Origin of the sequence: Halomonas sp. KO116 (genome assembly GCF_000734975.2) — a bacterium.
GTDB classification, from domain to species: domain Bacteria; phylum Pseudomonadota; class Gammaproteobacteria; order Pseudomonadales; family Halomonadaceae; genus Vreelandella; species Vreelandella glaciei.
In genome coordinates this window covers 100,132-124,539 of record NZ_CP011053.1, presented here as the reverse complement: position 1 = coordinate 124,539, position 24,408 = coordinate 100,132, and the positions used below count along the sequence as shown (strand labels likewise).

24 protein-coding genes, 2 pseudogenes and 1 other annotated feature are annotated in these 24,408 nt (G+C 53.7%); of the genes and pseudogenes, 8 read left to right on the top strand and 18 right to left on the bottom strand.

Going from position 1 to position 24,408, the window contains the following annotated elements; genetic code table 11:
- Positions 1–29: 29 nt before the first annotated feature.
- The 16 genes and pseudogenes from KO116_RS21945 to KO116_RS21870 all read right to left on the bottom strand — a co-directional run bounded on the left by KO116_RS21945 (position 30) and on the right by KO116_RS21870 (position 14,922).
- A complete protein-coding gene (locus KO116_RS21945) occupies positions 30–656 on the bottom strand; it encodes an NADH-quinone oxidoreductase subunit J (protein ID WP_045812309.1) in 627 nt (208 codons plus the stop codon).
- The gene (locus KO116_RS21940) at positions 653–1,579 is read right to left on the bottom strand and encodes an NADH-quinone oxidoreductase subunit H (RefSeq protein ID WP_035556018.1); all 927 of its coding nucleotides are present in this window, start codon (positions 1,577–1,579) and stop codon (positions 653–655) included. The genes KO116_RS21945 and KO116_RS21940 overlap by 4 nt, the downstream gene beginning before the upstream one ends.
- Positions 1,566–2,882: a hypothetical protein gene (locus KO116_RS21935; protein WP_035556021.1), complete on the bottom strand. Its 1,317-nt coding sequence runs from the start codon at positions 2,880–2,882 to the stop codon at positions 1,566–1,568. The genes KO116_RS21940 and KO116_RS21935 overlap by 14 nt, the downstream gene beginning before the upstream one ends.
- Positions 2,873–3,220, bottom strand: coding sequence for an NADH-quinone oxidoreductase subunit A (locus KO116_RS21930; RefSeq protein WP_035556078.1), 348 nt, complete (start codon positions 3,218–3,220; stop codon positions 2,873–2,875). Before KO116_RS21930 ends, KO116_RS21935 begins: the two co-directional genes overlap by 10 nt.
- A 212-nt stretch (positions 3,221–3,432) precedes the next feature.
- A pseudogene (locus KO116_RS26360) lies at positions 3,433–3,628 on the bottom strand (IS30 family transposase); the annotation flags it as partial.
- A gap of 288 nt (positions 3,629–3,916) precedes the next feature.
- Positions 3,917–5,014 (bottom strand): annotated as a pseudogene (locus tag KO116_RS21925) (IS3 family transposase).
- Positions 4,623–4,739: a sequence feature (AL1L pseudoknot), on the bottom strand. (Overlaps the previous pseudogene by 117 nt.)
- Before the next feature lie 65 nt (positions 5,015–5,079).
- Complete coding sequence (locus KO116_RS21915) at positions 5,080–6,417, bottom strand: APC family permease (RefSeq protein WP_035556027.1); 1,338 nt, start codon at positions 6,415–6,417, stop codon at positions 5,080–5,082.
- Positions 6,418–6,580: 163 nt separating this feature from the next.
- Entirely contained in the window at positions 6,581–7,339 is a 759-nt protein-coding gene (locus KO116_RS21910; protein WP_035556029.1) for a glutaredoxin, read from the bottom strand.
- Positions 7,340–7,536: 197 nt separating this feature from the next.
- Entirely contained in the window at positions 7,537–7,953 is a 417-nt protein-coding gene (locus KO116_RS21905) for a hypothetical protein (protein ID WP_035556031.1), read from the bottom strand.
- Positions 7,954–8,086: 133 nt separating this feature from the next.
- A complete protein-coding gene (locus tag KO116_RS21900) occupies positions 8,087–8,857 on the bottom strand; it encodes a copper resistance protein B (RefSeq protein ID WP_035556033.1) in 771 nt (256 codons plus the stop codon).
- Positions 8,858–8,866: 9 nt separating this feature from the next.
- On the bottom strand, positions 8,867–10,756 hold the full coding sequence (locus KO116_RS21895) for a copper resistance system multicopper oxidase (RefSeq protein WP_035556035.1): 1,890 nt from the start codon (positions 10,754–10,756) through the stop codon (positions 8,867–8,869).
- A 68-nt stretch (positions 10,757–10,824) separates the two neighbouring features.
- Positions 10,825–12,159 carry a sensor histidine kinase gene (locus KO116_RS21890; RefSeq protein WP_035556037.1) on the bottom strand — a complete coding sequence of 445 codons (1,335 nt, stop codon included), beginning with the start codon at positions 12,157–12,159 and terminating at the stop codon, positions 10,825–10,827.
- Complete coding sequence (locus tag KO116_RS21885; protein WP_035556039.1) at positions 12,146–12,811, bottom strand: response regulator transcription factor; 666 nt, start codon at positions 12,809–12,811, stop codon at positions 12,146–12,148. The genes KO116_RS21890 and KO116_RS21885 overlap by 14 nt, the downstream gene beginning before the upstream one ends.
- 14 nt (positions 12,812–12,825) lie before the next feature.
- The gene (locus KO116_RS21880) at positions 12,826–13,359 is read right to left on the bottom strand and encodes a cupredoxin domain-containing protein (protein ID WP_035556080.1); all 534 of its coding nucleotides are present in this window, start codon (positions 13,357–13,359) and stop codon (positions 12,826–12,828) included.
- A gap of 282 nt (positions 13,360–13,641) precedes the next feature.
- Positions 13,642–14,547: a copper resistance D family protein gene (locus KO116_RS21875; protein WP_035556041.1), complete on the bottom strand. Its 906-nt coding sequence runs from the start codon at positions 14,545–14,547 to the stop codon at positions 13,642–13,644.
- A 3-nt stretch (positions 14,548–14,550) separates the two neighbouring features.
- Entirely contained in the window at positions 14,551–14,922 is a 372-nt protein-coding gene (locus KO116_RS21870; protein ID WP_035556043.1) for a copper resistance CopC family protein, read from the bottom strand.
- A 539-nt stretch (positions 14,923–15,461) separates the two neighbouring features.
- On the opposite strand from KO116_RS21870, the gene KO116_RS26130 reads away from it, so the two are divergent.
- Together KO116_RS26130 and KO116_RS21865 are read left to right on the top strand one after the other, a co-directional pair.
- Entirely contained in the window at positions 15,462–15,596 is a 135-nt protein-coding gene (locus KO116_RS26130; RefSeq protein ID WP_268762349.1) for a hypothetical protein, read from the top strand.
- Positions 15,597–15,609: 13 nt separating this feature from the next.
- A complete protein-coding gene (locus KO116_RS21865) occupies positions 15,610–16,050 on the top strand; it encodes a DUF411 domain-containing protein (RefSeq protein WP_035556046.1) in 441 nt (146 codons plus the stop codon).
- 381 nt (positions 16,051–16,431) lie between these two features.
- On the opposite strand, the gene KO116_RS21860 is transcribed toward KO116_RS21865, so the two are convergent.
- On the bottom strand, positions 16,432–17,352 hold the full coding sequence (locus tag KO116_RS21860; protein WP_027957952.1) for a bile acid:sodium symporter family protein: 921 nt from the start codon (positions 17,350–17,352) through the stop codon (positions 16,432–16,434).
- A 204-nt stretch (positions 17,353–17,556) separates the two neighbouring features.
- On the opposite strand from KO116_RS21860, the gene KO116_RS21855 reads away from it, so the two are divergent.
- The 4 genes from KO116_RS21855 to KO116_RS21840 all read left to right on the top strand — a co-directional run bounded on the left by KO116_RS21855 (position 17,557) and on the right by KO116_RS21840 (position 21,146).
- Positions 17,557–18,471: a cation diffusion facilitator family transporter gene (locus KO116_RS21855; RefSeq protein ID WP_035556048.1), complete on the top strand. Its 915-nt coding sequence runs from the start codon at positions 17,557–17,559 to the stop codon at positions 18,469–18,471.
- A gap of 113 nt (positions 18,472–18,584) precedes the next feature.
- A complete protein-coding gene (locus KO116_RS21850) occupies positions 18,585–19,262 on the top strand; it encodes a DsbA family protein (RefSeq protein WP_035556050.1) in 678 nt (225 codons plus the stop codon).
- Complete coding sequence (locus tag KO116_RS21845) at positions 19,262–20,251, top strand: M23 family metallopeptidase (protein WP_022521291.1); 990 nt, start codon at positions 19,262–19,264, stop codon at positions 20,249–20,251. The genes KO116_RS21850 and KO116_RS21845 overlap by 1 nt, the downstream gene beginning before the upstream one ends.
- A 112-nt stretch (positions 20,252–20,363) precedes the next feature.
- Positions 20,364–21,146 (top strand): ZIP family metal transporter, encoded by a 783-nt coding sequence (locus tag KO116_RS21840; protein ID WP_035556053.1) that lies wholly within the window; start codon positions 20,364–20,366, stop codon positions 21,144–21,146.
- Between the two features lie 28 nt (positions 21,147–21,174).
- On the opposite strand, the gene KO116_RS21835 is transcribed toward KO116_RS21840, so the two are convergent.
- Positions 21,175–21,633, bottom strand: a complete 459-nt coding sequence (locus KO116_RS21835; protein WP_082051477.1) for a MerR family transcriptional regulator — start codon at positions 21,631–21,633, stop codon at positions 21,175–21,177.
- Between the two features lie 86 nt (positions 21,634–21,719).
- Here KO116_RS21835 and KO116_RS21830 point away from each other — a divergent pair, with 86 nt between their 5' ends.
- Positions 21,720–23,906: a heavy metal translocating P-type ATPase gene (locus tag KO116_RS21830; RefSeq protein ID WP_035556055.1), complete on the top strand. Its 2,187-nt coding sequence runs from the start codon at positions 21,720–21,722 to the stop codon at positions 23,904–23,906.
- Positions 23,903–24,406 carry a signal peptidase II gene (lspA, locus tag KO116_RS21825; protein WP_035556057.1) on the top strand — a complete coding sequence of 168 codons (504 nt, stop codon included), beginning with the start codon at positions 23,903–23,905 and terminating at the stop codon, positions 24,404–24,406. Before KO116_RS21830 ends, lspA begins: the two co-directional genes overlap by 4 nt.
- Positions 24,407–24,408 lie beyond the last annotated feature (2 nt).

Sequence of the window (24,408 nt, the reverse complement as noted above, 5' to 3'; positions counted from 1 at the left end):
CAAGCCTCCCTGCCTATCTGTCTGCTTGGTCAGTGGTGATGATGGTGTTGATGACCACCACTCTCTTCCTCTTCGTCCTCCTCGAGCTTACCCGCCGGGTCGCCACCCGGCTCCAGCCCCGGCGGTAGCGAACCCACTGCAGCCGCCCCATAGCGGCCCCGATGACTCGACAACACCACCACGCCGATCATGGTGGTTAAAAGCACGATGCCCGCCGACTCGAAGATCAGCATCGAGTCACCAAGCATCTCATTGCCTAGGGATCTAACTGGCTCAAGGTCTGCCGAGACCGGCTGGTCAGGAAAGGCAGCCAATAGCGCCATGGCGCCCAATACCAGGAAGCCGACAATCCCCGCCCCGATAGCGATACGTTCCTGGTGAACCATATTCATCGGGTTAAGGCCGGCAGGATTCATCATGAACATGACCATGAACAGCGCCATGACCGTCATCTCCACAGCCATCATGAAGAACATCGCCACGCCCAGGTATTCCGCTGCCAGCAGAATCATGATCACGCCTACGGCGATGAACGACACCAGCAGGAAAAAGGAGGCGCGTACCATGGAATCGGTACGAAACACTCGCCATCCGGTGACCACCGCGAGCGTGGCCAATGACAGAAACGTGATATCAATGCCAATGCCGTGATTCATAGCAGCACCCCTATGCCAGCCCACACCAGGTCGATAAACGACAGTGGTAACAGCACCACCCACATCAAGGTGACGCAGCGCTCAGGGGCAATACGCGGCAGTACCCGTCCAAGCAATAGCAACACGAGTAGCACTGCCAGCATCTTGATGGCCATCCATAACGGACCGGGTAGCCAAGGTCCCATCCAGCCACCTAAAAAAGCACTTGCTGCCACACCACTGAAAGCAACCAACATGGCCGCCCGAGCCACATCCCAGACCAGCCGAGGTGGCCCAGAGATCTCAGAAGCCGTTCCTCCAGCCAGGTCCTTCGAATCAGCAAGGTTGAGCGGGCCCCAGAAGGTCATGCCTAGGCCGACAATCAGAAACAATGGCAACCCCAGCGGTTGGCGTATGACATTCCACAGCGCTTCTTGCGAGGCGACCACTTGGGTGAACTGTAGCGATTCGGCCGGCAATGCCACGCCAATTAGCACAAACATGCTGATCAGGATGTAAGAGAGCCCTAGCGCCACATAACGGTAGCCGCCGATGAGTGCCAGCAGCGCGTTTGCCGACCAGCCATGCAAGAAGATAACCACTGTCGCTAATGCTTCCACGCTGCCCCACAGCACCACGCTGGTGACCAAGTCAGTGGCGACCAGCGACTCCGACCACGGCACCACGGCCAGTCCGATTGCAGCCAACGCCAAATACAGTGCCGGCGCCAGCCGCCAGGCCTGCCAGTCCGGTGCTTCGGTGGCATTGGCGTGTTGGGTCATCAGCCAAGCCCCTCGGGCCATGGGAGCAAGCCAGACACGGCCTGCCTGAGGGGCGCCGAATGCACCGGCAATAAGCCGATCAAGCACCGCCACGACGTAGGCGCCGACAGTCAGCATGAACATCACCATCAGTACTGGCAGGAACAGCTCACTTAACAACATTACCCGAACCTCCCTGCACTGCCCGTGACTCACCAGGCGACTGTGTTCCGCCCCCTCCATCGGCTACCGCCGCTATATCCAGACTAGCAATAGTAGCCAGTGCATCGCCCCACTCCAGGCCTGGTAAGACCTCGTCAAGAATCGCGCTAGCATCTTCGGGAGGCTGTTCGTCCCACGGCCCCCGTGGCGTCTCGATGCAATCCACATCGTTCGTGTACACCTCATCCCGTTCGGCCTGGTGTGCCAACACTAAGGATTGTTCGACTTCGTCCAAGATTTGCTTCCAACGGGCCGAGACTCCTCCTCCGTCCTGACATACGGGGGAAAACCCTAGACGGCGATAACCGGCATCGTGTGAACGCAAATCATCAGCCAGCCCGGCAGCACGAGCGGCAGGCCCGCCAAACTGTCGGGCCTGCTCTGTATTGAGCACACCACCGCCTACAGCAGCCAGATGAAAGAAGCCACTGCGAACCAGGCGTCGACGTAGCCCATCTAGCGTGCTTGATGTCGACAAACCGTGTGCCAGGCGCAAGGAACTTAGGCTGAGTGCTTCCAGCCCAGCAAGATGCAGCGCATGGTACAGGCGCTGCAGATGATGACGGGCCCGTGCGAGCTCAATCTCGGCGATGGGGACGGGGTGCTTCCGAGCGTTGAAAAACACCGCGTCGAGGCGTTGCGGATACGGCTCCAACTGCGTTTCCCATGACTGAACCAGATCCCCCTGCAACGTAACCTCCGCTGCCATGCCGGGCGGAAATGCCATGAAGAACGGCCCGAGCCGAAAAGTCAGCGAATCCAGCGTCAAACCATCGCTGATATCTTCCTGCATATTCATGGCCATGGGCCGCCCGTAGGGCACTCCACCCATCATGCCTTCGCCACCTTGGCCGAAGTCTCCTTCACCTTTCCAAGGATTGGGCGGTCTATCCGACAAGATGCGGCATCCACTGTCACGCTGGCCTGTCATCAGTTCACGATGTGCTTTGGTTAGGGCCGCAGGTAAATCGGTGAGATCATCGATCCGATCCACGTTTTCAAGATGAGGCCACGGTTCGTTACGAAACCACAGCGTAGTGAAAGGATCAGGCAACTGATCGTGAACACGACGTAGAGGCTCTAATCTATCAGCCGGAACCTCCCCCGCAATCAGCAACACACTGGCGTGGCGTGGCGAATCGACCAGTTCGATTTCCGGCGATAGCGCGAGGTACCGCAGCGCTTTATCGCCCTGCTTGCCCAGCACAGGAAATACGGGAGCCCGCTTATGCGAAGCGAGTTTCCGTAGCCAGTTCACTGCCACTTGAATACCCCCTCACGCCAGGCGTAAACAATGCCAACCGACAGGATGGCCAGGAACATGCCCATCTCCATTACTGCCATCATGCCCTTCTCTACGAAGACAACCGCCCATGGATACATGAACATCATCTCCATTTCGAAGGCGATCAGCAGCAGCGTCATGGGATAATAGCGGACGTGATAGCGGCTCCAGGCGTGGCTATCTGGCGTACCACCGCCTAGAAAAGGCGCGCGCTGCGGGTAGGTGGCTATCGGCTGGTGGCGCATAGGCAGCCACTGCACTAGCAGGCCGGCGCCTAAGCTCAGTAATAAAACAATAAGCAGAGTCAACAGTTCCATGCGAATCCCTCGCGTCATTAGCCAGCAAATCCTTGCCGTAAATTACAACGTAGCAGGCTGAAGCAGCGCATTTATACAAGTGTAGATATCAAACCTGAATGCAAACTGAATATGCTGCCTAAAACATGGTGCAAAAAGTAATAAACCGCAAGGTGGGTGCAGGCTCTGAGTGCAACGCTACCTAATAGATGGCGGGTGAGCATTCATGGTGTTTAGACCAGCGCCTCAACTGGCCACCTGAAGTCAAGGCGCTTCCTATTCAACTGGTAATACAATGTCCTCTTGGGTGTGGCGCGGCAGTTCCGCCCCTTTCGCCTGTGTTAAGCCGTCGATGTTTTTATTGCTACCGCGTTGTCATAGGCTGTGTGGATCACAAAAGTAGATAGCAACACTCGTTGCCTCGATAATTATGCATGCCGTTGTTGTCCAATCAGTTGGCAGGCGCTGCACCGGTTTCCAGAGAAGCACATTCAGTTCGTATCTACACCGTGTTTGCCATGAACTACATGGCGCTGTGACAACATGGACTGGCACAGTTGAGGTGTCTGTTTATAACTACTAGGAAGATGAACTGCAGACCGCTACTCATCAAGCTCGGTGTGCTTGCGCCCATGACTGGGGCCGGTATTTCTATTCTCAAAGCGAGTAACCCCGGGATGAACCTCCCCGGTTATTCTGGAGACCGGTTTGTTTGAGTCAGGCTGCTTCACCCGACTCCTCCAGTTGACGACAATACGTCCTTTCTCGTTCTGCTGGTGAAACGTTTCCGATGGGTTCCTGTAGTCGGCGATTGTTGAACCAGTCAACCCATTCCAGCCTGGCATACTCAACGGTATCCAGCCCCTTCCATGGGCCACGATGGTGAATCACCTCCGTTTTGAATAGGCCGATGATGGTCTCGGTCAGTGCATTGTCGTAGGAGTCGCCGGTGGTGCCGACTGAGGCATCGATACCCTCGTCAGCCATACGCTCTGTATAGCGAATCGAGGGATATTGTCTTCCCCGATCACTATGATGGATCAACCCTCGTATGTGTTTTTGTGCCCACAGAGCTAGCTCCAGGGCGTCCAGTACCTGTCCCGTTTTCATCGACGTCGCTACACGCCAACTCACGATACATCGTGCGTAAACATCGATAACGAACGCAACATAAACGAAGCCAGACCAGGTGGCGACGTAGGTAAAATCGGCCACCCAAAGCTTATTAGGGCGCATGAGCCGTTCTACGGTGCAGCGAGCAACATTAACGTGGAGTTGCCGCCAGACCTTACGAGCACCGTAAACGCAGAAATCTTCCTCCCATACCCGATGAATCTCAGCCGTAAGAAACGCATCCTGCCGATATCGCTCTGCTCGTCGTTCAGGATCGGCTTCAAAGTGCCTTGTGGTGGTAATACTTCGATGGGGCGATTGGCAGCTGACTACAAATCGATTCGACCCCGAACTGAGCACGATGCTCGTCGATAAATGACACCATCAATTGGGTTTGCGGTCGAGCTCCGCCTGGGCGAAAAAAGCAACCGCCTTACGGAGAATTTCCTTGGCACGCTTCAATTCGGTGTTTTCACGCTCTAGCTGCTTGAGTCGTTCATGTTCAGACAGGTTAACCGAGCTGTTTTCCTGCGTGAGTTCTGTGCGTTTGCACCAGGCTCTCAAGGTCTCTGGTGTGCAGCCTAACTTACTAGCAATGGAGCAGATTGCTGCCCACTTGGATAGGTATTCCCATTGCTGTTCAATGACTAATCGAACACCCCGCTCCCGGACTTCCGGGGAATATCGTTTTGGTGAGTTAATGACGCCATCCTCTCAAGATATGGAGTCTCCGGTAAAGCCGGGGCGGTTCACATGTACAGTTGTGGTTAGTGGGAATGAAACTGTTCGCTATCGGCTGAATTGTTGCGCTTGGCAAGAAATAGCCATTCGCCGATGAGCAGCACGGCCATCAATCCGGCGGCAACGATAAGTACCAGTGGATCTGAAGTGGCTTTTACCCAAACAAAGCCACTCAATACGAGGACATCTAGCAGAATGGCAATGCTTGGAATAACCGCGTTAGCGCCCACACTTTTCCTGAGATGGCGCAGCACTCCCCAATGGATAGCGATATCCATGATCAAGTAAAAAATAATGCCGAGCGCCGCGATACGGCTAAGATCAAAAAACGCAGTCAAGATTAAGCCAAACACAATGGTGTACACCAACGTGTGCTTTTGCAGGCTACCTGGCATATGGAAGTGGCGGTGTGGAACCAATTTCATTTCAGTCAGCATGGCTAGCATGCGTGATACGGCGAAAACACTGGCGATGATCCCGCCTGCTGTGGCTAGCATGGCTAAAACAACGGTAAAGCCAACGGCAGCTTCACCAAGTGCGGGCCGAGCCGCTGCCGCCAGCGAATAGTCTTGAGTTTCGATAATCTCAGACAAGGAAAGATTGCTGGCCACCGCAAAGCCCACAAGCGCATAGATGACTACACATAGCGCGATGGAGATCATGATGGCCTTGCCCAGGTTGCGCTTTGGGTTTTTCAGCTCCGAGCCACTATTGGTAATGGTCGTAAAACCTTTGAAAGCCAAAATACCTAGCGCCGTCGCGCCCAAGAAGCCTGAGAGGGTTGGGGATGGCGCATCCCCGCCAGTACCCATGTCGATAGAATCTGCAATAAAAACACCGACAACACCAAACACGATGATGCCGCCAATTTTGATGAAGCCCAGCACCGAGGCAACTGTTTCAATCAACTTGTTGGTGGATAAATTGATCAAAAAAGCCGCGAGCAATAAGCCCACACCGAGTAGTGGCACAAACACAGCGCGATCACCCAGGTCAAATAGCTCCAGCGTGTAAGAACCGAAAGTTCTCGCCAAAAAGCTCTGCGCAATCACCATGGAAAAATACATCAATAGCGCATGGAAAGCGGTGGGGAGCGTTGAGCCATACGCTTTTTGCAAATACATGCCAATCCCCCCGGCAGATGGGTAAGTATTGGACATTTTGACGTAAGAGTAAGCGCTGAAAGAGACAATGACCGCGGCAGCCAAAAAGGCTAGGGGAAATAGAGGGCCGGTCATTTCCGCCATCTGTCCAGTTAACGCAAAGATTCCTGCGCCGATCATTACTCCAGTGCCAAGTGCTACGGCACCGATTAGTGAGAGGCTTCCTTCTTCGTAATGTGGCGTTCTATCCTGGTCAGCCATGCAAACACTCCTATGGATTAAGCCTAAGGCGTGCGTGTTCACCGCCTTAGGCCAGTGTGGGATAAGTTCAACACCAAGTGTGGTTGAGTTAGCTGAACGTAACCTGAATATGGTTCAGTCATTTAACTGACCTATATCATGGTTTGGCGTAAGAGTACGGGTCTTACCCCAACAACATCCGCAACGGCATCCACAGTCCCATAGCGATCATCACGAGGTTTTCGGTTAGTGACACAAAACCCAACGGCACATTGCTGTTACCACCGACGCAGGCGCACTTCAGCTCACGCTTATCGATATACACGGCTTTAAACACGGAAACCGCCCCCACCGTACCGACAAATAGCGCCAGTGGGGCTGCCAGCCAAATCAATGCTCCGGCCAGCATTAAAATGCCTGCAAGTGTCTCGGCGTAGGGGTAAAAATAGCTGTAGGGCACGTAGCGCTGGGCCAAAAGGTCGTAATTCAAAAACATACTGCTGAAACTTTCGACATCTTGCAGTTTCTGCAAGCCCAGCAGCACCATCGCCGTAGCAACGGCGAACTCCGGCATGCGTGCAGTAAACAGTGTGCCTTGGGTCGCCCAGCTAATCGCCAAGCCTATCAGCAGCGCAGTAGCAAAAATGGCAATCACCGGCCGGTAAGTGGTTTCTTTTGCATTGGGAACGCTCATTCCCAGATGTTTGCGCAGCTCTTCATAGCCACCGATACGTTGGTCACCGATATACACCTGGGGCGTCGTGTCGACGTTTTCCTGTTTTTTGAAAGCATCGATTTCATCACGAGACGTTAAGGTATGATCGTCGACCTTAAAGCCTTTACGCTTGAGTAGATCAACCGTTTTCAAACCGAACGGGCACATATGCTCGACGGTTTTCATCCGGTAAACCTGTGCAGAGGCAGTGGATGTTGACGTTGGCATTGATTTTCCTTCGTTAAGAACATGGTATTTACTAAAAATATAGAACCTTTGTGCTACATACAGGCAAGTATAGCCTGCTCATTTATTTTAAAATTCTAGCTACGGTTACGAATAGGTTTCTGCAACGATAGAAATATATGTTAAATAAAAAGGCCAGCATAAAGGCTGGCCCTGTATCTTAAATTAGTGACTATATATTAATAGTCAACATGTAACTCATAGCGGTTATTGTCATTTTCTTTAGTACCTCCCAGTGCATTGCCTGTCACTTCAAGTTGATAATTGCCTGGCTGCAGTTGGCGGACCATTTCAAAATGGCCACGTGGGCTGGATGCTTCTGCTACCTGCTGTCCCGCTGCATTATAAAGCACCGCGGAGATACGGTTTCCAGTGCTGGTTGCGCCTGGAAAGTGCTCGCTTGCCACCTTCAGCGTAGTCGCTTGTTCAATGTTAATATTGAAACGTTTGGATTGCCCCTGAGCAAGAATCTGTGTAGAAGAGACGCCTCTTTCAAGTAGCGGCAGATCCTGGGTTGTATTGCCGAAGTTAGCCAATACAGGTGTTGAAAGAATGCTGGCTACAAGCGCTCCAAAGAGAATTGATTTAACTTTCATGATAATTACTCCAGTGGTTGATGATTTGTTTATATTAGCTGTGGTTTTTGAAACGAAGCTGAATTTAAAAATAAAAACAATAAAAAAAACGCCACCAATTGGTGACGTTAAAAGTTACCCATTACCAGAGTTGTTAGAACATCATTCTAACACCGGCCACCACTCCAGTGTCTTCCGTGTTGTCGCCACTGGCGCGGGTGAGATCCGCCGTGTCGCCGTACTCTTTCTCCCAATAAGCACCGATGTAGGGGGCGAAGCGGCGGGTCACCTCATAACCTAGACGCATACCCACACGCACGGAGTTTAGCCCTTGGCCCACCCCAAACTCCTCGACTTCGCTAGCAGCAACGGCAATTTCGGTACGCGGCTGTAGGTAGAGCCGCTGCGTCAGGCGCAGATCGTACTCGCTTTCCAGGCTGGCGGAGATATCGCCTTCATCGCTTATCCTCAAGTCGAGATCGGTCTCGAAGCGATAGGGGACGAGCCCCAATAGGCTGATGACGCCGAAATAGCGTTCGGGATGGTCATTCGTAGCGATACCGCCCTGATAACCGATGCCGCCCTGAAGTTCCCAGAAGTCGGCAATCAAACGACTATAAAGCAGGTCGAGGGACTCGAATTCTGCATCTTCGCCATCGCCCTGGACGTTTTCGCCTTCGCCTTCCACGTATAGGCGATTGAAATCACCGCCATACCAGGCCTGGAAATCCCAGACCAAGGCATCCCCCCCCTTGTCGGGCGAAGCATATTCCAAGCGATCGACCAGTACCGTGGTCATCGGGTGCTCCACGACCGGTGACGGCCAGCCGGCCGGGGCGTCATAGCCGTCTTCGGCTTGAGCAGTCGTGGCGGCGGCCATGCCGAGGGCGGCGCTGGCGAGGGTTACGTAGTACTTGGTTTTCATACTGCCTCCTTAAGAAACCTGAACAACGCGGAACATGCCAGCATCCATGTGATAGAGAAGGTGGCAGTGGAACGCCCAACTGCCCTCGGCGTCTGCAGTGATCAGCGCAGACACGCGCTCGCCGGGCTTCACGTTCAAGGTGTGTTTGCGCGGAATCAATTCACCCTGGCCGTTTTCCAGCTCCATCCACATGCCGTGGAGGTGGATAGGATGCTCCATCATGGTGTCGTTAATGAGGATAAGGCGCAGTCGCTCATCTTTCTCAAAATGGATGGGGCCGGTCACTTCGCTAAACTTCTTACCGTCGAACGACCACATATAACGTTCCATATTGCCGGTCAGGTGCAGCTCAAGCTCACGGCCTGGTTCACGGCGGTCAGGCCATGGCGTGAAGGCTTTTAAATCGCGGTAGACTAAAACACGACGTTCATCAGGGTCGATGCCGATGCCCGCCTGGTCGTATCGAGAGCCGGGCTGGGCTTCACCGGCAACGAGCAAGCCATTTTCGCCGATTTTCGCCTGTTCACCCGCCATGCCACCCATATTAGAGTGATCCATGCCTTGCATGTTGGACATGCTGGAGTGGTCCATCCCCGCCATGCTGGAATGATCCATGCCTTCCATATTCGACATGTTTGAGCGATCCATTTCCGACATGTTGGAATGATCCATACCTTCCATATTCGACATGCCGGAGTGGTCCATCCCCGCCATATTTGACATGCCAGAATGATCCATCCCGCCCATACCGTGGGCACCCATGGCTTCCATACCGCGGTCGGCAATTTGACGGCGTTCAGGGATGTCGGCCTGCATCCCTTCACGCGGTGCCAGGGTAGCGCGGGCGTAGCCGCTGCGATCCATGGCTTCGGCGAAGATGGTGTATGCCCGGTCGTCTTCAGGTGAAACAAGCACATCGTAGGTTTCCGCCACGCCAATGCGGAACTCATCAACAGGGATGGGCTGGACCGGTTGGCCATCGGCGGCCACCACGGTCATCTTCAAGCCAGGTATACGGACATCGAAGTATGACATGGCCGAACCGTTAATCACGCGTAGCCGTACCCGCTCACCGGCCTTGAACAGCGCGTTCCAGTTTTCCTGGGGGGAGTGGCCGTTGAGCAGGTAGGTATAAGTGCTGCCGGTGACATCGGCGATATCCCGCGAGCTCATACGCATTTGGGCCCACATACCGCGCATCTCGGCGGTTTGTGAGAAACCCTTTTCGCGTACATCGGCGAAAAAATCAGCAATCGTGCGCTCTTGGAAGTTGTAATAGCCTTCCATGGTTTTCAGATTACGGAACACCGACATCGGTTCTTCAAAGGTCCAGTCGGTGAGCAGTAACACATGCTCACGGTCGTAACGGATAGGCTCGCGCTCGGCGGCGTCGATAATCAGCGGCCCCGCATGGCCTAGCTGTTCCTGCAGACCTGAGTGGCTGTGGTACCAGTAGGTGCCGTTCTGCCTGACAGGGAAACGATAGGTAAAAGTTTCACCAGGGGCGATACCGGCAAAACTGACACCAGGCACACCATCCATTTCCGGCGGTAGAATAAGACCATGCCAGTGGATGGAGGTGGACTCGTCCAGCAGGTTGGTGACACGCAGTACGGCGTCTTGACCTTCTTTCAAACGAATCAGCGGGCCAGGACTGGTACCGTTAATGGTAATTGGTTGGGCTTCTTGTCCGTCAATAGGCAACGATTCACGGCGGATCGCCAGCGATACCTCGGGCCCTTCTTCAACGCCCTGCGCGTAGACATTGCTGCGGCCCCAGGGGTTTGCCCAGGCGGGGGTTAATCCCATTGCCGCAGCGGAACCTATTCCTAGGGCAGCGCCGCCTTTTAGGACCTGCCGGCGAGAAAGCGGGTGAGAAATGATGCTTGAGCGTGCCATGTGTAACTCCCATCAATGATGAATGGCACCATCTTGATGGAAGAAGCTGAATCAAAGCTGAATAGTGATTAATTAATCACTTCAACTGCAAGAGGCAACGTAACCGTAACGCGCAGTCCACCCAGTGGACTACGCTCAAAGCGCGAGTGCCCTGAGTAGCGGGCAATTAACTGCGCAAGAATCGACAGGCCTAAGCCGTAGCCGGGACGGCGTTCATCCAATCGTGTGCCACGCTCTCCCAAGCGCGAAAGATCTTCTTCTGCAACGCCGAAACCGTCATCATCAGTGGTGAGCGTGAGTGTGGTAGCGGAGGCGGCAATATCGCAATTAACGCACCTATTCGCCCATTTGCCAGCGTTATCGAGCACGATGCCTAATATTTCAGAAAAGTCGTGAGCCTCAATAGGCACTAGGTCTTTCTCGCCTGCCGAGTGGGTGAGGTTGAAGATACGCTCAGGGTAAAGGCTGCGGAACATCTCTATGAGCCGTGAACTATCTCGCGTGACGTTCGCCATTCGACCCGCGTTAGGCCCTGCAATACGCGAACGACGCAGCTCTGCAGCTAACTGAGCGTTAATATCTTCAATACGGCTGAGCAGTTTATGCCGTCGGTTTTCATCAATGGGCCGATTGCCGCGCAGTACTTGGGTAATTGCTGCCAGCGGGGTTTTTAAAGCATGAGAAAGATTGGCGACTGATTCCCGCGAGCGTTGTAATCGATGATCGATATCATCCATAAACCAGTTCAGCTGGTCGACTAATTCATCTAGCTCGGAAGGGGCTACTAATAACAAGCGATCACGTTTGCCTGATCGCAAGGCTTCAAGCTGTTGACGCAGTTGCCAAAGTGGCGTGAGGCCGCGGTTAACTGCCAGCATATTGAGTATGATGAGCATTCCTAAAAGCACGGCGGCAATTCCACCGACCCACCAATGCAAGGTAGCAAGTCCTGCTTCTACCTGAGAAAAATCCTCACCCACCAGTAATACGCCGTTAGAACCCTGCCACTCAAAATGGCGGCGGTAGACGAGCATGTGCTGATCGTTATGTTTAACGTCCACAAGAGCATCGCCGTTCTCTTCCAGCAGAGGCGCCAGCTGTTGCTGCCATTGCGGGTCGGAAGCGCTGACCGAACCGTTAAAGCGGAGTACGTAGAGATGATGAAAGACTTGATAGCCTTGGCTAACCGAGTCTAGCGCAGTCGGGACAGCCGTTTGGTCCTGCTCTAGCTGTGCGACCGCATGATTGGCTTCGCGCTGAAGACGCTCACCCAAAAAATCCCGAGCAAGATTCTGTAACAATATGCCATGCAGTAGCCAGGTCGTCACCACCACGAATAGCGCCACGCCACCTAGCCAGGCGAGTAGTCGAAAACGTAAACTGCGCCGATCAATGTGAAGCAAAGAAATACCCCTGGCCGCGCCGCGTTTGAATCACCGATTTGCCGAGATAACGGCGCAGACGAGCGACATAGACTTCGACCAAGTTAGGCGCGGCGGCATCCTGATCCAAGGCATAGAGCTGCTCTAGTAGCTGCTCTTTAGAGTGAATGCGATCAGGATGCAGCATTAAGTAGCGCAGTAACCGAAACTCGGTCGCTGTGAGCGAACGCCACGTTTCACCTTCTAAGCACACTCGTTGACCCGCTTCATCCAACGAAACGCCGTTAAGCGTGATCACTTGAGATAACTGACCAGACTGCCTGCGTAGCAAGGCCTTCAGCCGGGCCATCAGTTCGGCTTCGTGGAAGGGCTTGGTAAGATAGTCATCGGCCCCCGTCTCAAGGCCGACAACTTTATCTTCCCAGGTATCGCGGGCCGTCAGGATCAAAATAGGCGTGTCGCGTTTTTGCCTGCGCCACTGGGCGAGCAGATCCAGCCCTGAGCCGTCGGGCAAACCGACATCTAAGATCGCCAGTTCATAATGCTCGGTTGCCATCAGCGACTTGGCCGCTTTCAAGGAAGCGGCCAAATCAACTAGGTAACCGTTGTCTTTGAGACTCTCTGCTAAGCTTTCCGCTAGCAAGTCATCATCTTCAAGTAGCAACAGTTTCATGGATATACGTCAGATTAGAGAGAAAAATTGCCGTACATGCCGGATTCGTAATGGCCGGGAATGTTACATGCATACTCTAGCGCGTTAACATTATCAGGAACACGCCATAATAGAGACCCAGTCTCGCCAGGTGCAATGGTGACGCCTTCCATACTCATATTGGCCATATCGTGACCATCGCCGTTTGACATATTGGACATATCGTGGCCTTCACCGTGTGCCATATTTGACATGTCATGGCCTCCGCCATTGGCCATGTTTAGCATCATCTGGCGATGTTCTTCTTGGGCTTCTTTGCTACCAATCACAAATTCGTGTTCTAGATTGCCGGTGTTAGTAATTTCAAATTTAACCACCTCCCCTGCCGCCATTTCTAGCGCTTCAGGGTCGAACCACATATCGCCAGCTTCAAGGCTGATCGTGCGGTCAACGTCAGCCTCGGTTAGGCCATTGTCACCACTGCCTTGGCCGGGCGCAGCCCAAGCCGCACTCGTTATCAAACTTAGTGAAAGGGCAAACATAGACGTTGTTAAGGAGATGTTGCGCATGGTCATTTACCTCAGAGGTTAGTGTCACTTGTTCTTTATACGGTGTTAACCTGAAACGAGCCTGAACCTAACGTAAAAATATGGCCTGCTACCCAAAAGCATTTCTAACATGATGATGGATCCTGACCCCCTGATTAGAGTCAACGCTGCAGCAATGACTTTTCGTCTTGTTGGTGCAATTGCCTATGGCAGCCTCCGCCTAAACCTCAGCGTAAGGCCCATAAGAAGGAGACCGTTAATTTCGAGCTCTGGAACGGCTTAACAAGGTGGTTGACCTGTTAGTCACCCATTCGGTGATGACACTCTTGTCAGCACTGCCGTGATCAACAAGATAACCGCGACCAGCACCATCTCCAGTGCAATACTTCTCTGTAACCGTCCTGGGGCTGTTGCGTCGCCGCTCTCAAAGGCCGGAACAAGCCGCCACTTGTTCGCGGCAGCAAATAACAGTAGCACCGCCACAATCAATACCTTGCCGATCAAGAACTGTCCATATGCCGTGGTGAGCAGTGGCGTGAGACCGCCCGTTAGCAGCGTGGCCAACGTGACGCCCGCCAGTACCAACAAGCCGACTCCGCTTATGGCGATTTTCCCGAAACGGGTCAGAATGTGGGCGGTATTGTCCTGGTTGTGACCCCGTCCCACTAAATGGAACAGCGGCCACAGCGAGGCCACCCAGAATGCTGCCGCCATCAGGTGAACGATCAGCAAGCCAGCCAGAATGAGGCGTGGGGTGTTTACTGTATGCCCCACCTGCACGAATGCCAGCATCACCAGTAACACGCCTACTAGGCTCACGCTGTTGGCTGTTTTCGAGAGCGCTAAGTTATTAAGCTGAATCGCCTGGACTAGCAGCAAGCCAGTTACCGCCAGTATTAGTCGGACCCCGGACGCGCCATCGAACACGATTCCGAGCAGCATTGGGTTGGTTGCAGCAGCGATATTGCCGCCCCCAAGGTAACCAGCTTCTAAAGGCCACTGGAACAGAATCAGAATGACCCCCGCCCAGGCAGCAAAGATGCCCATGCAGGCGACGCGCCTCCGGTCGTGATCAGGGAGTCGGGGAAACGCTAGACGAAACAACACGGCCCCCGTCGCGACTAGGGCGTTAAGGTAAATCCCGGCCGCCACGAGAATCATCGCGACGGTCCAGACATCAAGGCTATTTACTGAGGGCCACCAGACCACGGGTCAAGGCTCGACCGAGAAGTTAAAACCGTCAGACATCATGTGCCCGTCATCCGATAGGCCACGCCAGCGCACCTGGTAATCCCCAGCCGAAAGAGTGTCACTGGGCTTTACGAAGTAGCGATCGACCTGTTCACTGCCTGGCTGACCATCAAGAGGAACGGGGCCGTCCGGGCCTGCCACTTCAAACTGGGTGATGCGCATCATGCCACCAAACTCGATGCCAATCTCTGCTGGGGAATCCTGAATGGTGACGCCATCCTTAGGCGAAGTGCTTGCGCCCCCTTCATGGGCCAACACTGGGCTTGCGAGCGACAGCAGCAGCGTTGCTAAGGTAGCGTGAATAATAGGGAGCGAAGTCGTCTTCTTTTGCATACCGTTTCCTTATATTTTTTTAGGCTTGAATGGTTCGTCGCGGAGGCTTCAAATCTGATTCGGTTGAGCCTTCAGACATCGTTCATGTGCCCTATTTGACGAACAAGGCACATGGCATCTTGCTCTTAAAGAACCAAGAGAGCATTCATGGATTCTTTGGCTGCTGGGTTTTCGCTTCTTGGGTGGCGATGTATTTGAGCAGCATTTGTACGCGCTCTTCTTCATGGAACTGAGTCAGTGTTATAGCGTGCCAACCTGAAACAGAGCTGAAAATGGCGGAAAAAATGACCTGTGACAAATCTAGCGTTTGGGATCAGTTTCTTCTTTACCTTTGGGCTACCTATAGGTTGTAGGCTTATAACAAAAGCTAACTCTGCCTTCTTCCATTTTTATCGGATAAGGCAATGTCTCGATCAGCAACATGATGAGAGGAAATATCATGGTTAAGCACACGATGAACTTTGCTATTGGTGGGGCTGCAATCCTCAGTGTCTTAAGTAGCGCCATCTTTGCTCAAGGCATAAATCAGGAGTGATGTCATGATGAACGCGGAATGCTTTGCTTTTATGGGGTCAATGGGGTGGTTAGACTGGTTGATGCCCCTGGCTATGCTGTTATTAATTGGCTTGGCGATCGCGTCGCTGGCCAAGTACCTCTTCAGTCGTTCACATTAAGGAGTTGAAATTAATGCAACATATGACCACCAAACTTTTGCTCTCGGGTTTCATGCTAATTGGGACGGTCTCCGCTCAAGCGGCGTTACCGCCAGAGGCGACACTGTATAAGAACCCCCAGTGCGGCTGCTGTGACGAATATGCGCGCCATCTTGAGGAACTTGGTGTAGACGTCACCGTTATTGATGACGTCGAGCTGGGTGATATCAAGCAGCAGGCGGGCGTTCCCTATGGTCTGGGATCGTGCCATACCATCGAAATCGGCGAGTATTGGATTGAGGGCCATGTTCCGATGGAAGCCGTACAGGCGCTGTTTGAGCAACAGCCTGATGTAGACGGCATTGGCCTAGCAGGTATGCCCATCGGTACACCGGGGATGCCAGGGCCTCAGAAAGCGCCCTATGACGTATATTCCTTTACGGATCAAGAAGACAAGGCGTTTATGACGCTGTAGTAGGTTTTGGATGACATAATTAGACCTCTTGTACTACATGAGATGTTTGTTAAGCACCAGGTGTGTTTCGAGATGATTTGAAAATTGGTTGCGTCAGATGCTCTCTAAAGTGCGACATGTTCAAGAAATCATCCAGAAATTGGCGGGGCCTTTCCCAGGGTTCGCTGATACTTTTAAGCATCTTAAATCCAAAAATGAACAGATACCCTGCGAAGCCTCTGTGTTAAATGCTTTTAGCAAGGTCAGTATTGGTCACAGTGACTTAGCATAGGTACTATTTGCCACCTTTATGAGTAGCGGTGTCTGTTTTGTCGGTAAGAGCAACCTGTACACCCCGTGTACAGGTTGCTCTTCTGACGAAGAGCCGATACGGCCATCCCTTCAGTGGCGGGCGAGGATCTTCGCTGCGATGGGCGAAGTGATCATTTGAATCACTGCAAAAAAAGCGGCTGGAATTGCGATCTCTGATGGCAAGCCAGAAGCAGCGACAAACGCTGCAGCGATGCTGAATTCCTTTTTACTGACCGTGAAAAGATAGGTAATCACCTCTTTGCGATCAGAGGTGAGTAACCGTGAGGACATACCTACCAGGTACCCAATCAAATTGAGGCACAGGGCCGCGCCCGCAATCACAAACGCATACCAGCCATAGCCAATGATCGTGGTGGCATTCGGCCCGACCACGGCGAGTAGGATCAGCAGATACAGAATCGACCCTATCCCTGCATACGCTGAATCATGCCGTGCAAAGAAAGCCGAGAACCTTGTACGCAAGCTGACCCCAATCACGGTAGGAAGAAGCACGATTAGTGTTAATTCAAGAATAATTGATCCAAGCGGCACGTCTAACTGAAGGCCGGTGAGCCATAAAAACAGGAAGGGAACAATAAACGGACATAACGCGGTGTTGACTGCGTTGAAAACAGCGGCAAGCGCCACATTGCCTTTCGCCATCAGTACCAAAAGAGGAGAAGACACATCTGTCGGCAGCGTGCCGAGCAAGGTTTGGCCAGCAGCCAGCGGGCCGCTTCCAAAAAATAGACGGCCCGTTAGCCACCCGGCAATCGACATAGGCCCATAGACCAGCCCCAATGCCAACAACTGCCGTGACGGCTTTCGGAACACGATGCGCACTGCATGCGCATCGAATGTGAGGCTGATAATCAACATCAGTAATGCCAGTAATGGCCCAATCGCGAACTTAAGCATTATTCCGGTGGCCGGAAAGAGTAAGCCTCCCCCCGCGACGACGATTACAAACCAGACAAGGTGCGCCTCGACAAAATAAATGAATCTACCCATGGTGGATTGGACGTTACCGGTTGAAGTGGATTGAGCCCCGCACCTAAAACATGATCACCTTCGGCCCAGCACACAAAGGCTCCTTGGTAGCTAGGGACGTGCTTCCCAATCCAGCGATGCAAATAGATAATGCTCAAGGGTTGAAGCTTTAGTTGCTAGAGGTTTTATAGTACCAAGAACAGATAATTCGAGAGAGGGTAACAGATGGGACATCATCATGATCATCCCCACATTGATCCTGCCTCTGGCGACCGGCGCGTCAGCATCTCCATTTGGGCCAATGGGCTCTTAACCATCGCTCAAATCGTCGGTGGCATTATGGCGGGGAGCCTATCGCTGATCGCTGATGCGTTACATAACTTTTCTGACTTGGCAGCATTAGTCATTGCCTTTGCTGCTCGTAAAATCGCCAGACGGCCTGCCGATGTGCATATGACCTTTGGCTATGGCCGCATCGAGATAGTGGCAGCACTCATCAATTACACCACCCTCATTATTGTCGGTGTCTACCTGATTTACGAAGGCGCTATGCGGATGGTCGATCCCCCTGAGATAGAGGGATGGACGATCGTGATTATTGGTGGCGTCGCGCTCGTCGTCGATGCCCTTACCGCCATGCTCACGTGGTCAATGCAAAAAGAGAGTGTCAATATCCGCGCCCTTTTTCTGCATAACTTATCGGATGCGTTTGCCTCCATCGCCGTGATTATCGGTGGTTCGCTTATTTTACTGTACGACATGCGCTGGGTAGACCCCGCGATCACGATAGGGATTGCGCTATATATTCTTTACCTAGCCTTCTCTGAAATTGGCGGCCCTATCCGTACGCTAATGCTGGGATCTCCCCCGGACATTGACGGGCAGGCAGTCGTTGAGACCGTACGAGATATCGAGGGAGTCCAGGATATTCACCATGTGCATCTATGGCAGATGCAGGAAAACATGGCAGCCCTTGACTGCCACGTGGTTCTGACAGAAACCGGCTGGCAGCAGCTTGAATCCGTCAAAGCAGAGATCAAGGAGCAGCTTAAAATGCGCTTCAGTATTGCTCATTCCAGCCTAGAGTTTGAGCATAGTGACCACGCGCATCAAAATGCCAATCTATATGGGCATGAGTGACAGACCGAGGCCGGCTCCCAGCTCAGGTAGATAGCGAGCAGCTTACTCCCATAGCGATTGGCTTATTTTTCAACCCTACTTTTCCACCCCATCGTTGAGACAGAGAGAGAAACATGTTCAAAAAAGCGTCTTTTATATTGGCCGGTACGTTAATGCTGACCGCTGCGATCGTCGCCGTATCGAAGCCTGCCCTCTTAGACATGCAAGCTCAGGCAGCAAAAGAGAGCGGTGTCCAGGCCGAGGACTCCTTGGTGCGTTCACACTCCCCCTTCTTGGGACGAGAAGACGCGCCGGTGACGATTGTGGAATTCTTCGATCCGGCTTGCGAAGCCTGCCGTGCTTTCTATCCCCTGACAAAAAGTATTCTGGAAACCTACCCAGAAAAAGTGCGGCTCATCGTGCGCTACACTCCTTTCCACGGCGACGTATCGGACAAGGCCATTCGGGTATTAGAAGTTGCTCGTCGTCAGGGCGTCTTTGAACCGGTACTGGAGAGGCTGCTGGCTCGCCAGGATCAATGGGCTTCACATGGCAGTTTTGATGAATCCGCTATCCTCGATATCGCGAGCCAAGGAGGCCTTGATTTAGCGGCTGCCGAAGAGCAACTGACTTCTGCTGAGGTGCAGGCGGTGATTGACCAAGACATGGCGGATGTCAGAGCCAATCAGATTCGCCAAACACCTACCTTTTTTGTCAATGGCGAGCCTTTAGACCCCTTTGGTATGCAAGAGCTGATTGATGCCGTCGAGAGTGAAGTAGCGGAGATCTCTGGGGAAGAGGATGGCCAGTGATGCAGCGCTGGTGGTTACTAGGCTTGGTGGGCTTTTACCCCTTGCTAGCCGAAGCCAATTGGCAAACGCATCTGTCATTGCCTCCGTCTGAACTTAGCCCTGTCAAGTTACAGGCGGCTAGCGAGCAAGAAGGCACATTACCGCTCGATAGCGTTGATACCCTAACCTTTGGGCGTGATGTCGTCATTGATACCACCCTCTACGAGGCCTTGGCAGCAGAAGGTGTCCCAACGCGTTTCGCCACTAAACTGGAAACACTGCTCAGCGAGTTTATCGCAGCGCCGCTGGAGTTTTCTGGCAGTGAACGTATTCAATTAGTGTGGGAGGAAGATCGACGCCAGGACGGCGCCCGTGTTGGGCCACCACGCCTCAGTTATGCCGCTCTGCCTGATCAGGCAGAGCCCTTGGAGGTCATATGGCCGGTCACCCAAAAGGGGGACGTAGCTCTTTTCAAAAGCGACACCCTGCTAGGCACGTTGCGGTTGCCCGTGCTTAGTGCCCGCTTAACGTCTCGCTTTGGGAATCGGCGACATCCTGTGTATGGAGGGATGCGTCCTCATAATGGAATTGACTTGGCTGCGCCGACAGGAACGCCGGTCATTGCCACCGCACCTGGGCGCGTATTCTTTATGGGTCGCCAAGGGGGATATGGGCAGGTGATCGAGGTGGAGCACGACACAGGGGCCATTAGTCGCTACACACACCTTAGCCGATTCTCCCCACAGCTAGTGGTTGGGGATTTAGTCAATGCGGGAGAGTCGCTCGGAGAGGTAGGTTCCTCCGGGGTCGCCACGGGCCCCAACCTGCATTACGAAGTGAGAGTCAATAACCAGCCTGTTGATCCCCTTGGTCAAGGTCAACGCATCATGTTGGGTGAGCAGCCGACTCAAGGTGAATATCAAGCGTCACTTTACGAGGCAAGAGATCGCTTGGAACAAGCTATCGGCACGGCGTCCATTTATGACTTGATCTCGTTTAACGAGCCGTAACCACCCGTGCTTAGCAACGTTGCATGGATTGTTAGTAACGTGAACGTGTGCTTGCCTCGTTATGGAACCCTAGCGCTGTGATCACTCATCTACCACAAGACAGGTAATCGGTATGGAAGAGGTTTCTCTCGTCACCATGGGGGTATTGGGAAGCCTTGCCGCGGGCTTGATGACGGCTGTCGGGGCGCTTCCTGTCTTGTTTACCAAAAGACCGAATCGTGGTGTTCGCGATTTAGCGTTGGGGTTCGCCGCTGGCGTCATGCTAGCGGCCTCTTTCTTCTCACTGATCATACCCTCCTTAGAAGCCTCGGAGCTGCGTTACGGAGGTAGCGTGGTACCTGCTGCCATTGCCTGTGCGGCCATCTTGCTAGGGATTGGAATGGTCGCACTACTGAACGAACTCTTACCTCATGAGCACTTCGAACAGGGGCGAGAAGGGCCAGAGGCTGCCTCACTACGTCGTATCTGGTTGTTTATTATTGCCATTACGATACACAACCTGCCAGAAGGGCTGGCCGTTGGCGTGGCCTTCGGCGCAGGGGGAAGCGAAGGAGGCATTCCACTAGCGATTGGCATTGGACTTCAGAATGCCCCAGAAGGACTGGCCGTAGCAGTATCACTGCTAGGCGTGGGCTATTCACGTTGGCGGTCATGGACGATTGCCGCCCTTACGGGGCTTGTTGAGCCGTTGGGTGGCTTATTAGGCGCTGGAGTCATCAGCATGTCACAAGCGCTACTGCCCTGGGGGTTGGCCTTTGCAGCGGGGGCGATGTTGTATGTGATCAGTCATGAGATTATTCCCGAAACTCATCGAAGCGGGCACCAAAAAAAGGCCACGCTGGGCCTCTCTATCGGATTGGTACTCATGCTGTTTTTGGATGTTTCGCTGGGCTAACCATTGGGCGTGGGGCGTAGCGTTAGTGCTAACCTAAGTCGTGAGCCCCTCCGTGCGATTTTTCAGTGATACAGAGCTGATGATCACTGATGACCTCAATGATTCGGCAGCTTTCCACTTTACCACCGGCACACTGCGTGACCATCCGTTGAAGCTCCTCACGCAGTATGGACAGTCGTTGAAGGCGGGACTCCACTTTCTTTAGGTGATGCGTGGCGATGGCATCGACTTCTTGGCAAGGCATATCAGGCTGATCTGACATGGCCAAAAGCTCTCGCACTGACTCCACCGAAAAGCCAAAGTCTCGGGCATGACGAATGAAGGTCAAACGCCGCACAGCGTCGTCTCCATAGCGGCGCTGCCCTCCGCCGGTTCGTGTTGCATCGCGCAGCAGCCCAATACGCTCGTAATAACGAACCGTTTCAGGTTTGCAATCGGCTCGTCGTGCTAACTCACCAATGCTGATACTTTGCCCCATCATCGACATGGTAAAACTCCTTACGTAGGGCTTGAAGCTATAGTTGCTACAAGGTTTACACTTCAAAACCATAGCCCATTGAGAGAAGAGGCACCATGAAAACATCAACGCAGGCGACAGCGACTACCTTTTTGACGCTGCGTGTTGAAGGCATGGACTGCGGCGGTTGTGAGCGCAAGGTCGTGTCGGCGCTAGAGCGGCTGGACGGCATTGAGGAAGTCACGGCAAGCTCGGTCACGGGATCGGTGAAGATTCATCACCATGATCACGGGGCCCCCTCGCGAAAGACCATTGAGGGCATTCTGAACGAACTAGGCTATCAAGTGACTTCCCCTGATGGCCAAACACGCGCATCTGGTTCTTCATCCCCTTGGTGGCAAACCGCTAAAGGGCGCTTGGTCATTATCACAGGAAATCTGCTGATCGTAGCCTTCGCGCTTCGTTTAGCATGGCCTGCGCTGGGTAATGTGCCGTTCATTCTGGCCACGCTGGTCGGCTTAATGCCCATTGCGCAGAGTGCCTGGGGCGCCCTCAAAATGCGCAACCCCTTTACCATCGAGATGCTGATGTGCATCGCTGCGCTTGGCGCATTGGCCATCAATGCTGCCGCTGAAGCTGCGATGGTCGTGTTCTTGTTCGCCGTAGGTGAGCTACTCGAAGGGGTAGCTGCTTCACGGGCGCGCCGCAGTATCTCAGCCTTGGCAAATTTAGCACCCTCAACGGCGAGGCTGATGGACAATGGCCATCTGCGTGACGTCTCGGCGGAGTCACTTAAACCCGGCCAGCGTGTGCTGGTGCGGCCCGGTGATCGCGTTCCCTGCGATGGACGCATCCTGGTGGGCACCTCCGACATTGACGAGTCGCCGGTAAACGGCGAGTCCATACCCCGTTCGCGAGCGCCTGGTGATGACATTTTTGCTGGCACAGTGAATCTTGATGCCGCCCTGGAGGTGGAGGTAACACGAGGCGCTGATGACAATACGATCGCACGCGTTATTCGCCTGGTTGAAGAAGCACAGGCCGCCAAGGCACCGATAGCACGCTTTATTGATCGTTTTGCGTATTACTATATGCCCGCCGTCGTCTTACTCGCCCTCCTGATGGCGATAGTGCCACCGCTGGTATCGACCATGGCATGGTCGGAGTCGATTTACCGTGCGTTAGCATTGCTGTTAATCGCATGCCCCTGCGCGTTAGTCATTTCCACCCCAGCCGCCATCGCCGCAGGCCTCTCGGCGGGCGCTCGGCGCGGCCTATTGATCAAAGGGGGAGCCGTTCTTGAACAGTTAGGTAAGCTTCGCTTGGTGGCATTAGATAAAACGGGCACCCTCACTGCGGGTACTCCAAGAGTCACAGATGTGGAGTCTTGGATCGCTGAGGAAGACGATAACAGCGTATTGCGGCTCGCCGCCGCGATAGAGCGAGATTCCAGTCACCCTATCGCCACGGCTATCGTTGAGCATGCCCGACAATCGGGCCTAAACCTCCCCACCGTCACCGGCAGTCGTGCTTTGGCGGGGCGCGGTGTCTCAGGCCAGGTGGAGGGTCGCGAGCTGAGCTTAATGACGCCTCGTCACCTTCACGAGAAAGTCATCCTGGAGGAAAGTCTCAGTGCTCGGATTATCGCGTTAGAAGAAGCCGGTAAGAGCCTCGCTCTCCTCGTCGAAGGCGAGCGTTTGTTGGGCTTGATCGCTGTTCGCGATGAGCCACGCGAAGATGCCCTTGAAGGCCTAGCGGCGCTATCCCGTTTAGGCGTACAGGCGGTCATGCTCAGCGGTGATAATGCCCGCACCGTCGCTGCCACTGGGGGTCGCTTAGGCATTGAAGCGTACGGCGAACTAATGCCTGAAGACAAGGCAGCGTATGTTCGAGACTGGCAAGCGACAGGTCGTGGCCCCATCGGTAAAGTAGGCGATGGCATCAACGATGCACCGGCACTCGCGGCAGCCGATGTGGGTATCGCGATGGGTGGCGGCACGGATGTGGCGTTGGAAACCGCCGATGCAGCCTTGCTCAAGAACCGCGTTACCGGCATCGCTGAGCTGATAGACCTCTCTCGTGCCACGCTACGCAATGTGAAAACCAACGTTGTTCTCGCCCTTGGCTTAAAAGCCATTTTCCTGGTCACCACAGCGCTGGGTATTACCGGTATGTGGATTGCGGTGATGGCCGATACCGGTGCTACCGTCCTGGTGACGTTGAACGCCATGCGACTGCTGGGTTATCGCTTTTCGCCCAGTACCGCATTGACAGGCCTGTCACAAGGAAAAACAACGTCATGAGAACAGCGCAACACGACAGCCCTTCACGACGTTGGCCATGGTTCACATTTGCTTGCGTGTTGGCTCTAGCCGATCAACTGGTCAAAGAAATCGTGCATGCCCAGATGTCGTTTGGCCAAGTCATTCCGCTAACGCCGTTTTTTAACTGGGTATACACCGGTAATACAGGAGCCGCTTTTAGCTTTCTCGCGGAGGCAGGTGGTTGGCAGCGCTACCTCTTTCTTGGTTTAGCGTTGGTGGTGGTCGTCGTATTGCTCGTGCAGCTATGCAAACCCCTGCCGCGCTTGGAAGCCTGTGCGTACAGTCTGATTCTTGGCGGCGCACTCGGCAATACCGTTGATCGGTTAGCGCGTGGGTACGTCGTCGACTATCTGGACGTTTACTGGAGCGAATGGCATTGGCCCGCCTTTAACATGGCCGATATCGCGCTATTTGCCGGTGTATTGATGTTCGCAGTGGCGTTATGGCGTGAAAGTCCTGCTTTTAAGCGCTCTGAGTAACG